Annotated in this window: 10 protein-coding genes (1 of these 10 running past the window's edge); 9 read left to right on the top strand and 1 reads right to left on the bottom strand. The window is 72.2% G+C overall.

The window, feature by feature from the left end; genetic code table 11:
• Positions 1-69: 69 nt before the first annotated feature.
• Entirely contained in the window at positions 70-666 is a 597-nt protein-coding gene (locus MKK55_RS26160; RefSeq protein WP_147727998.1) for a PAS domain-containing protein, read from the bottom strand.
• Positions 667-1,151: 485 nt separating this feature from the next.
• Between MKK55_RS26160 and MKK55_RS26165 the strand changes: the two genes are divergently transcribed.
• From MKK55_RS26165 to MKK55_RS26205, 9 genes are all read left to right on the top strand, one after another.
• Positions 1,152-1,859, top strand: coding sequence for a ParA family protein (locus MKK55_RS26165; protein ID WP_243938466.1), 708 nt, complete (start codon positions 1,152-1,154; stop codon positions 1,857-1,859).
• A complete protein-coding gene (locus MKK55_RS26170) occupies positions 1,843-2,160 on the top strand; it encodes a ribbon-helix-helix domain-containing protein (RefSeq protein WP_147727996.1) in 318 nt (105 codons plus the stop codon). Before MKK55_RS26165 ends, MKK55_RS26170 begins: the two co-directional genes overlap by 17 nt.
• A 325-nt stretch (positions 2,161-2,485) precedes the next feature.
• Positions 2,486-3,730, top strand: coding sequence for a septal ring lytic transglycosylase RlpA family protein (locus MKK55_RS26175; protein ID WP_147860091.1), 1,245 nt, complete (start codon positions 2,486-2,488; stop codon positions 3,728-3,730).
• 312 nt (positions 3,731-4,042) lie between these two features.
• On the top strand, positions 4,043-5,263 hold the full coding sequence (locus tag MKK55_RS26180; protein ID WP_147729452.1) for a D-alanyl-D-alanine carboxypeptidase family protein: 1,221 nt from the start codon (positions 4,043-4,045) through the stop codon (positions 5,261-5,263).
• A 46-nt stretch (positions 5,264-5,309) separates the two neighbouring features.
• Positions 5,310-6,026 carry a dTMP kinase gene (gene tmk, locus MKK55_RS26185; protein WP_243938434.1) on the top strand — a complete coding sequence of 239 codons (717 nt, stop codon included), beginning with the start codon at positions 5,310-5,312 and terminating at the stop codon, positions 6,024-6,026.
• Positions 6,016-7,077 (top strand): DNA polymerase III subunit delta', encoded by a 1,062-nt coding sequence (locus MKK55_RS26190; RefSeq protein ID WP_243938432.1) that lies wholly within the window; start codon positions 6,016-6,018, stop codon positions 7,075-7,077. Before tmk ends, MKK55_RS26190 begins: the two co-directional genes overlap by 11 nt.
• 93 nt (positions 7,078-7,170) lie before the next feature.
• Positions 7,171-8,751 carry a methionine--tRNA ligase gene (gene metG / locus MKK55_RS26195; protein ID WP_279596370.1) on the top strand — a complete coding sequence of 527 codons (1,581 nt, stop codon included), beginning with the start codon at positions 7,171-7,173 and terminating at the stop codon, positions 8,749-8,751.
• 49 nt (positions 8,752-8,800) lie between these two features.
• Entirely contained in the window at positions 8,801-9,598 is a 798-nt protein-coding gene (locus MKK55_RS26200) for a TatD family hydrolase (RefSeq protein ID WP_243938471.1), read from the top strand.
• Between the two features lie 43 nt (positions 9,599-9,641).
• Positions 9,642-9,894 carry the 5' portion of an MBL fold metallo-hydrolase gene (locus MKK55_RS26205; protein WP_243938473.1) on the top strand. Its footprint extends 578 nt past the window's final position, so only the first 253 of its 831 coding nucleotides appear in the window; it begins with the start codon at positions 9,642-9,644; the stop codon falls past the right edge of the window.

Below are 9,894 nucleotides of genomic sequence, written 5' to 3' on the forward strand. Positions count from 1 at the left end.
CTCCCGGCGAGCAAGGCCCGGACAGTACCGCGCACGGCAGCGTGATCCAACGGCCTGCGGCCGCCCGGATCAGTGGTGGCGCTCGGCCCGGAGCTCGCCGAGGGCGCGCGGATCCTGCAGGAACTTGGCGAGCTCGAAGCCGATCTCGATCATCAGGCCGTCGATCAGCTTGGTCAGGTTCGCCTCCCCGAGGCCGTCGGCGAGGGCGCGGAGCGCGATGGCGTGCTCGGCCATGCGGTTCACGAGGCGCTCCGTCTGGCGCAGGTCCGCCGACCGGTTCTCGGTGAGATCGATCGCGATGCCCCGCCCCTGCGCCGTCCCGTCGACCGCATTGCGCTCGACGCGCCCGCGGATGAGGAGCTTGCGCACGCCCGCCGCCGATTCGACGGTCCGGAACTCGGCCTCGACCGGCCCGCCGATCTCACCGGCCGCGTGCAGGCAGCTCTCGACCCGGCTGCGGTCCTCGGGATGGGTCCGCTCGAGGAACGTGTCGATCGATACCCCGCCGGCGGCGACCTCGGGATCGAGGCCGAGCAAGCCGGCGAAGTCGCCCGACAGCGTGAGACGCCCCGCCCAGTGATCGTGCACCCAGGCGCCGACGACGCCGGAGGCGTCGAGGACAGCTCGGAGCTCGTCGTTGGAGTGCGGGTTCGGAGCCTGTGCCATGCAACTCCTAAAGGCCGGCGGCAGCAAAAATAAACTTGAGGTACGATCGACGGACGGGATGGCGCCCTCGAAAAGCAATCTAAGGCATCGCTTCCTTTAAGAAAAGTGAGAACCGACAGGGAGCCCTCGAAAACAAACTTGAGGTTGGAAAAACCATCCGCATCCCGGGTCTCGGGCCGCGTTCCGGAGCCGGCGGATGGCGAGCGGATGCCGGCCGGCCCGAGACGGGGCCCGCCTCCGTTAACGGCCTCTTAACCATAACCGACGCGATATCGGGATCACGGCATCCCTGGGTCACAGGATCCTCGCCTTCGCGCGGAGCTCCCCGATTCTAGGTTGCCCGGAGCGCGTGCGCCGCAACTCCGGCTTTGGCCTGCGAACGGGATGGCGGCATGCCCGCGCCCGGCAGGACGCCGGATCGTGCCGCACCGCGACGCGCATGCGCGCGCTTTTGAGCCAAGGCAGCTTGAACCGAGGACCGGCCGATGAAAGCGATCACCTTCGTCACCCAGAAGGGGGGCAGCGGCAAGAGCACGCTCTGCATCTCGCTCGCGGTCGCCGCACAGGAGGCCGGCCGCTCGGTCTGCATCCTGGAGATGGACCGGCAGGCCACGATCTCCGACTGGCTCGACCACCGCACCGCGGAGGGCCCCGAGGTCGCGCAGATCGATGCGACGCAGATCGACGCCGTGATGGCCCAGCTTCGGGACTCGGCCTACGACTACGTCTTCATCGACACGCCCGGCGTCGATTCCACCGGCACCCTCTCGGCGATCCGCGCCGCCGACCTCTGCATCATCCCGTGCCGGCCGACGCCCGCGGACCTGCGCGCGTTCAAGCCGACGCTCGCCGCCGTGTACCGGCTCGAGAAGAAGTTCGCCTTCGTCCTCAACCAGACGCCGCCGCGCTCCTACCGCATCCGCGACGCGGCCGACGGCCTCGCGGTGCTGGGCATCCTCCCCGACGTCAACATCGTGGCGCGCACCGACCACCAGGACGCGATCGGCGTCGGCCAGGGCGTCACCGAGTTCAACCCGAAGGGGCAGGCGGCGGGCGAGGTGCGCCGGCTGTGGTCCTGGATCGAGAAGCGCACGCAGGCGGGCAAGGTCGGATCGGCACAGGCGGTCTCGGGCAAGCCCGTTTCGGGCCAGATAGGATCCGGCAAGGCGGTGAAGCATGTCGAAGCCGCCTAAGCTCAATCTCGCCTCGATCGTCGCGGCCTCGGTGCCGGCCGCGCGCGCCGTGCCGCAGACCGCCGAGATCGTCCAGCTCGACCGCGGCGCGAGCCCGCCGAAGCGCGGGCCCGCCACCCTGAAGGAGCGCGCCCGGCAGATGTCGGTCTATCTCGAGCCGCCGGTCTACGACCAGCTGCGCGACCTCGCCTATGCCGAGCGCACCAAGATGCACGCGATCATGCTGGAAGCCCTCGACCTGCTGTTCAAGCAGCGCGGCGCCCGCTCGATCGAGCAGCTCTCGGAGCCGCTTCAGCGCTGAGGCTCCGCAACCGCACCGGCGAGATCACGGGTACGGGCCTTGCCCCCGCCCGGTCTCGCCGATCCGCGTGTGAGCGGTTTCTGAACGATTCTGGAAGGCCTTGGCGCCGAACGCTCAAGCGATGCGGGAACGCGAAACCCTGTGAATCGCGGCGGTCGGACGGCGCGCGGCGCGTTCCGTTCAGGCTTCCTTTACGGCGTTCGGACAAGTGTCGGCTTGTTCGGTCGCCGCCCCCTTGTGCAGGGGGCGAGCCGGACGCCCCGGCGTGACCGCTCCCGTGCGGGCCGGACCTTCGGCACGTGGCGTACAGGCGGATCCGGTGGGCATGGCGCGTTCGACGCTTCTTCGAATCCCGGATTCGCGCCGCGGCCCGCTTCCCTTGCGGCGCCTGCTCGCGGTCTCGGCGATCGCGCTGGCCACCGCCAACTGCAGCACGAACCCGCAGAAGTTCGCCGGCCCCGCCGGCAACGGGCTCGACCCGAAATACGGCGTGAAGACCAGCCCGCGCCTCTACAACGAGGGCGACGTGATCCCGAAGGGCGGCGGACGCCGCTTCTCGGGCAAGCCCTACGTGGTCGCCGGCCGCACCTACGTGCCCAAGGAGGATGCCCGCGGCTACGTCCGCGAGGGCCTGGCCTCGTGGTACGGCGCCGCCTTCCACGGGCGGATGACCGCCAACGGCGAGGTGTTCGACCGCCACTCGATCGCCGCCGCCCACCCGACCCTGCCGCTGCCGAGCTACGTCCGCGTCACCAACACCGCGAACGGCTACTCGATGGTGGTGCGCGTCAACGACCGCGGCCCCTACCATGCCGACCGCGTCATGGACGTCTCGGAGGAGGTCGCCCGGGCGCTCGAGTTCCACAACAAGGGCACCGCGCACGTGCGCGTCGCCTATCTCGGCAAGGCCTCGGTCGCCGGCTCCGACGACCGCAAGCTCCTGGCAACGCTGCGCACCGACGGCGGGCCGGCGGGCGTGCGCACCCCGGTGATGGTGGCCGATCTCGGGCCCTCGGAGGAGCCGGAGCGGTTCTCGCGCACGACGCCGGCGCCGCTGGCGTTCAAGCCGGCACCGGAGCGCGAGGAGCGCGACGAGGCCCCCGCCCCGCATCCGGTGCGCGCGCCGATCGTGCTGGCGCGGGCGGCGGTGGCCGTGCCGGCCGCCCTGCAGCCGACGGCCGTGCGCGGCCAGGCGTTCCGGCCGGCGCCGGTGCGGGTGGCAGGGCTCAACCCGGCCGCGGAGCGCATGGCGCCGGCCTCCGCGCCGATCGCCCGGCTCCCCGGCAAGGACGCGCCGGTCCGTCTCGCCGCGACTTCGCCCGCGACGCGCACGGCCCAGGCCGTGCCCGCACGGGTGCCGGCGGCCCGGCCGGGCTCCGTCCCGCCCGCGATGCCGCCCTCGGCCAAGCTCGCGCTGGCCCGGCTCACGGGCGCCGCGGCCCCGAGCGACAAGGGCTCGGGCGACAAGGGAACGGCCCGCGCAGTCGTGAAGAGCCGCGTCGACCTCGCCGCGAAGCCGCCCGGCAAGCCTGCCGACAAGCGCGGCGCGCGGCTCGCCGGGATCTACTGACGAGCCGGCGCCGTCCCGTCCTGGCGGAGCCCGGTCGTCCGCGAGACGACCGGCGGTCCCGCGGTCGCGGGGAGGGCCGGCGGGCCGGGACCGACCCCCTGCGTATCCCTGCGGCCGGGGGATCGTTCAAGTCCCGGCGATCTCGGCCCGAAGCAACCTCGGATCGTAGAAAAACCCGCATCGGTCGGTGCGCGGGCAGGTGCGCTGCGTCATTTCGCATTCGATCCGGCGCGGAAACCGTAATATGGTCACGCTTGTTATCCGAGGCGGGATGTTCGCGAGCGTGGCGGCCCGGCCGCACGGGAGTTTTTGATGCGCAGGACCTGGGTCTTCCTTCTGGCGGCGGCCTGCGCGCTCGCAACGCCGGCCCGCGCGCAGGTCTTCCAGACCGCGGCGCCGCACGCGATCCTGGTCGACGCCGATTCCGGCTCGGTGCTGTTCGAGAAGGCGGCCGACGAGCCGTTCGCCCCGGCCAGCATGGCCAAGCTGATGACCACCGACATCGTGTTCGACGCCCTCAAATCCGGGCGGCTGACGATGGAGACCGAGTTCACGGTGACCGAGGACGCGTGGCGCCGGGGCGGGGCGGGGGGCGGCGGCTCGTCGATGTTCGCCCAGGTCAACAGCCGCATCAAGATGCAGGACCTGCTGCGCGGGCTCGTGGTCCAGTCGGGCAACGACGCGGCGATCACGATCGCCGAGAACATGGCCGGTTCCGAGGAGGCCTTCGCCGCCATCATGAACCAGCGCGCGAAGGAGATCGGGCTGACGCGCTCGACCTTCCGCAACGCCACCGGCTACTCGGCGCCCGACCAGCGGGTCACCGCGCGCGACATGGCCAGGCTCGCCGCGCACATCATCGACACCTACCCGGACCTGTACAAGATCTTCTCCGAGCGCGAGTTCACCTGGAATAAGATCAAGCAGCAGAACCGCAACCCGCTGCTCGCCCTCGACATCGGCGCCGACGGCCTCAAGACCGGCTACCTCGAGGAATCCGGCTACGCGCTCACCGGCTCGGCGGTGCAGAACGGCCAGCGCCTGATCATGGTGATCTCCGGCCTCAAGACCGCGCGGGACCGTGCGGCCGAGGCGCGCAAGCTGATGGAATGGGGGTTCCGCGCCTTCGAGCCGCGGCAGGTGTTCACCCCCGGCGAGACGGTGGCCGAGGCCTCGGTGTTCGGCGGCGCGTCGGGATCGGTGCCGCTGGTCGCCAAGAAGCCGGTGCGGGTGCTGCTGCCGCGCGGCTCCTCCGATCGCGTGACGGCGCGTGCCGTCTACCAGGGGCCGCTGGTCGCCCCGGTGGAGGAGGGCCGCGAGGTCGGCCGCCTGAAGATCATGCGCGGCGATGCAGTGGCGCTCGACCAGCCGCTCTATGCCGGCGCCTCCGTCGAGGCCGGCACCATCCAGCAGCGCGCGATGGATGCCGCGCTCGAGTTCGGCACCGGCCTCGTCCGCCGCGCCTTCGACAAGGCGGGCAAGGGCGAGAAAGCCGGCGACAAGCCTGGCGAGAAGCGCGCCAACCCGTCGTGAGGACCGAGAGGCGCGGCCCCATGCTGCCACCACCGCGTCGGCAGCCATGACCGCTTCGACCCCGACCGCTTCGACACCTCGCGGCGTCTTCATCACCTTCGAGGGCGGGGAGGGCGCGGGCAAGTCGACCCAGGTGGCCCGTCTCGCCCGGACGCTCGGCGCGCACCGCACGGTCACGACCACCCGCGAGCCCGGCGGCTCGACCCGCGCCGAGGAGATCCGCACGGCGCTGCTCGCCGGGGTCGCCAAGCCCTACGGGCCTTTCGCCGAGGCGCTGCTGTTCTCGGCCGCCCGCATCGACCACCTCGACCGCCTGATCCGCCCGGCGCTGGCCTCGGGCGAGGTCGTGCTGTGCGACCGCTTCATGGATTCGACCCGCGCCTACCAGGGCGCCGCCGGCGGTCTCGATGCGGAAGCCGTCGCGGCGCTCGAGCGGGTCGTCGTCGGGCCGACGCGGCCCGACCTCACCCTGATCTTCGACCTCGACCCCGAAATCGGCCTGGCCCGTGCGCGGGCGCGGGCGGCCGGGCAGGGGGCACAAGGGGCGCAGGCCGCACCGGACCGCTTCGAAGCCGAGGCGCTGGCCTTCCACGCCCGCCTCCGCGATGCCTTCCGGGCGATCGCGCAGGCCGAGCCGGCGCGCTGCGTCCTCGTCGACGCGGCGCGCGATCCCGATGCCGTCGCGGACGCGGTCCGCGCAGCGGTCGCCGCGCGCCTGCCCGGCCTCCTCGACGACACCGAAGGCCGCACCGATGCCGCCTGATCGCGCCCCCGACGACGTCGAGCCCGGCGACCTTCCCGGCATCGTCCGCCCGCGCGAGACGCTGCGCCTCGTCGGCCATGCCGAGGCGGAAGCGGCCTTCGCCGAGGGCATCGCCTCGGGCCGCCTGCACCATGCCTGGCTGATCGGCGGCCCGGCCGGCATCGGCAAGGCGACCCTGGCCTACCGCGTCGCCCGCCGCCTGCTCGCCGACCCCGACGGGGTCTCGCGCGCGCCCGGCCTCGACATCTCCGCGGGCGATCCCGTGACGGCCAAGATCGCGGCGCTCTCGCACCCGAACCTCGTGGCCCTGCGCCGCCACCGGGTGCCGACCGCGAAGACGCTGCCGACCAAGATCCCGGTCGACGCGGTGCGCAAGGCGCTCGAGCTGTTCGGCTCCACCGCGGGCAATGCCGGCTACCGCATCTGCATCGTCGACAGCGCCGAGGACCTGAACGCCAACGGCGCCAACGCGCTGCTGAAGATGCTGGAGGAGCCCCCGCCCCGCGCGCTGTTCCTCATCGTCAGCCATGCGCCGGGCCGGCTCCTGCCGACGATCCGCTCGCGCTGCCGCGCCCTCGCGCTCCGGCCCCTGGACGCGGGCGCCGTGGCGGCGGTGGTGTCCGGCTTCCCGCCGCCGTTCCCGGCGCCCTGCGCCGAGGCGCTCGCCCGGGCCGCCGACCTGTCCGAGGGCTCGGTGGCGCGCGCCGTCGCGATGCTCGATCCGGCGATGCAGGGGCTGGTCGCCGAGATGGAGACCCTGCTGTCGCGCGCCGACCATCCCGATTGGGGCCGCGTCCTCAAGCTCGCCGACAAGCTCGCCGGGCGCGAGGCCGAGCCCCTGTTCGCGGCCGGCCTGGAGACCGTCGAGCGCTTCGTCTCGGCCGAGCTCCACCGCCGGCGGGCGGAGCCGCCGGCGCGCCTTGCGGCCCTGGTCGAGGTGTGTGAGAAGTTCGGCCGTACGGCGCGCGAGGCCGCGACCTACAATCTCGATCGCCGGCCCGTGGTCCTGTCGCTGTTCGCGGACCTCGCGGGCGCCGTGCGGACCGGCTAGAGCATCGTCCCGAACGGTGCCGGTTCGGCGCCGGCGAACGCGCACGACGCCGCGCCGGAACGGCGCCGATCCTGCAGAGCCGCGTATCCGGGAATGTCCGACGTGACCGCCAAGACGAACAGCACCAAGACCTTCAGCATCACCACGGCGATCTCGTACCCCAACGGCGCGCCGCATATCGGCCACGCCTACGAGGTGGTCGCCACCGATGCGATCGCGCGCTTCAAGCGCCTCGACGGCTACGAGGTGCTGTTCACCACCGGCACCGACGAGCACGGGCTCAAGATCCAGCAGACGGCGTCGCGCGCCGGCACCACGCCGCGCGCCTTCGTCGACGGCATGGCGGCCCGGTTCCAGGCGGTGGCCGACCGGCTCGACTGCGCCTACGACCGCTTCATCCGCACGACGGAAGCCGCGCATACCGCCGCCGCGCAGGAACTGTGGCGGCGGATGGAGGCCAACGGCGACATCTACCTCGACACCTATGCCGGCTGGTACTCGGTCCGCGACGAGGCCTATTACGGCGAGGACGAGACCCGCCTCTTGGAGGACGGCACCCGCCGCTCGCTCGCCACCGACACCCCTGTCGTATGGATGGAGGAGGAGAACTTTCTGTTCCGGCTCTCGGCCTACGCCGACCGCCTGCTCGCCCTCTACGACGCTCAACCGGACTTCATCGGCCCCGAATCGCGGAAGAACGAGGTCGCGAGCTTCGTGCGCTCCGGCCTGAAGGACCTGTCCGTCAGCCGCACCACCTTCGACTGGGGCGTGCCGGTGCCCGACCGGCCCGGCCACGTCATGTACGTCTGGGTCGACGCGCTGACGAACTACCTCACCGTCACCGGCTTCCCGGACGACGCCGACGAACGGCGGAAATTCTGGCCGGCGGACCTGCACGTCATCGGCAAGGACATCGTCCGCTTCCACGCGGTGTACTGGCCGGCCTTCCTGATGTCGGCCGGGCTGCCGCTCCCGAAGCGCGTCTTCGGTCACGGCTTCCTGCTCTCGAAGGGCGAGAAGATGTCGAAGTCGCTCGGCAACGTCCTCGACCCGATCGACCTCGCCGACACCTACGGCGTCGACGCCGTGCGCTACTTCGTGCTGCGCGACGTGCCCTTCGGCGGCGACGGCAGCTACAGCCACGAGGCCATCATCACCCGCATCAACGCGGACCTCGCCAACGACCTCGGCAACCTCGCCCAGCGCTCGCTCTCGATGATCGCCAAGAACGTGTCCGGAGCGGTCCCGGAGCCGGGTGCCTTCACCGAGGCCGACCGGACACTGCTCGCCGCCGCCGACGCCCTGCCGGCGCGGGCGCGGGCGCTGATGGACGACCTCGCGCTCCATTCCATCCTCGCCGAGATCTGGGCGGTGGTGGCCGACGCCAACCGCTACTTCGCGGCCGAAGAGCCGTGGAAGCTGAAGAAGACCGATCCGGAGCGGATGGGCACCGTGCTCTACGTGACCGCGGAGGTTCTGCGCGCGGTCGGCATCCTGGTGCAGCCCTTCGTGCCGCGCTCGGCCGCGAGCCTGCTCGACGTGCTGGCGGTGCCGGCCGACCGGCGCCTCTTCGCCGACGTGGGGGAGGGCGGCCGCCTGACGCCCGGAACGCCGCTGCCGGCGCCGAGCCCGATCTTCCCGCGGTTCGAGAAGCCCGAGGCACCGGCTGCGTGAGCCGGCCGTTCCCGCCACACCGAACCCCTCGCCCAGGCTCCCGGACCGCATGCTCATCGACAGCCACTGCCATCTCGACTTCCCCGACTTCGCCGCCGACCTTCCGGGCGTGATCGCCCGGGCGAAGGCCGCCGGCGTCGGCCGGATGCTCACGATCGCGACGCGTGTCGCCAAGGCCGACACCTACCGCGCCATCGCGGAGGCGCACCCGGAGGTCTGGTACACGGTCGGCACCCATCCGCACGGCGCGGCCGAGGAGCCGGACGTCGCGCCCGAGACCATCGCGGCGCTGACCGATCACCCGCGCTGCATCGGCATCGGCGAGGCGGGGCTCGACTACCATTACGAGGACGCGGCGCCCGAACCGGTTCAGGAGCGGGTGCTGCGCGCCCACATCGAGGCCGCCCGCGCGACCGGGCTGCCGCTGGTGATCCACGCCCGCGACGCCGACGCCCACATGGAGCGGGTGCTGACCGACGAGATGGGCCGCGGCCGGTTCTCGGCGGTGCTGCACTGCTTCTCGTCGGGCGCGCGGCTGGCCGAGGCCGGCGTCGCGCTCGGCCTCTACGTCTCGTTTTCCGGGATCGTCACCTTCCGCCGCTCGACGGCTCTGCGCGACATCGCCCGGCAGGTGCCGCCCGACCGCATCCTGGTCGAGACCGACGCGCCGTTCCTCGCCCCCGAGCCGCATCGCGGCCGGACCAACGAGCCGGCCTACACCGCCGACACCGCCCGGTCGCTGGCCGGGACCCTCGGCCTCGAAGTGGAGGCCTTCGCCCGCCTGACCACCGCGAACTTCCATCGCCTGTTCGCCAAGGCGGACCTGAAGGCAGGCCCGTCCGCGTGACAACCGGCGCCGTCCTCGGATACCACCCGAGCGGGAGGTCCGGATGGCGACGCTGACTCTGCGCATCCTCGGTTGCGGCTCGTCCGGCGGCGTGCCCCGCGTCGGCTACGGCTGGGGCGCCTGCGACCCGCACGACCCGAAGAACCGACGCCGGCGCTGCTCGATCCTCGTCGAGCGCCGGGAGGGCGAGGCCGCCACGACGCTGCTGATCGACACCTCCCCGGACCTGCGCGAGCAGCTGCTCGATGCGGGGGTGACGCGCCTCGATGCGGTGCTGTTCACCCACGCCCATGCCG

It is taken from the genome of Methylobacterium sp. J-059 (assembly GCF_022829485.1).
Classification (GTDB): domain Bacteria; phylum Pseudomonadota; class Alphaproteobacteria; order Rhizobiales; family Beijerinckiaceae; genus Methylobacterium.